This is a genomic window from Exiguobacterium sp. B2(2022), from assembly GCF_028823655.1.
In the GTDB taxonomy this organism is placed as follows: Bacteria; Bacillota; Bacilli; order Exiguobacteriales; family Exiguobacteriaceae; genus Exiguobacterium; species Exiguobacterium aestuarii_A.
This window is the reverse complement of record NZ_JAPEHX010000150.1, coordinates 1-657: the sequence shown is the minus strand read 5'-3', so window position 1 is coordinate 657 and position 657 is coordinate 1. Positions and strand designations below refer to the sequence as shown.

Here is a 657-nt window from a genome sequence, read left to right as displayed (position 1 = left end):
AGTTTGCCAGAGACCTTCACGTCAATAAGAAAACACAAGCCATTGTCCGCACGATTCTGTTTATGGCAGAAGAGTTCGGCATGGATGTGGTCATTGAAGGCGTGGAAACGCTTGATCAATTAATGACACTCCGCCGACTCAACTGCCGAATCGTTCAAGGCTATTTGTTCAGCCGTCCTCTCAGAATCGAAGCATTTGAGCAGGCACTCGAGAATCGATTCTTGATGACGACAGAGACCGGTCCCCACCTGAAACGTCAGGCTTTCTCCCTTGACGCGACAGTTACTATTCATAAACTTCACGACCGTGAAATTACCATTGGATCAACACCGATTTTGTTGACCAAAAGTAGTCTACGGACCTTACACTTTTATGCGACTGTCCGCCTACCAATCACGAATACGATTGAGTTGAAAATCATGTTGTCTCATCACGGAGAAGAGATGGAACTGCTCGTTCGCCCAAGCTCAATGATCGAGCTTGAAAACGGGATCTTTGACTATGAAGCCACCTTCCTCGGAACTAGTGACGCCCATCGAATCGTCACCGCCCTCCAAGAGGCAACCCATCAAAACAGCCGCCCTCTCACTTGAGAAGGCGGCTTGTCTTATGATGCAGATCGGTCGTTGAGCCATTCTCCGACGCGACGGAACGTAT

1 protein-coding gene is annotated in these 657 nt (G+C 48.7%); it reads left to right on the top strand.

Going from position 1 to position 657, the window contains the following annotated elements; genetic code table 11:
• The coding region (locus ON063_RS14760) for an EAL domain-containing protein (RefSeq protein ID WP_274665642.1) at nucleotides 1–593 on the top strand (593 nt) is incomplete at its 5' end.
• Nucleotides 594–657: the final 64 nt, after the last annotated feature.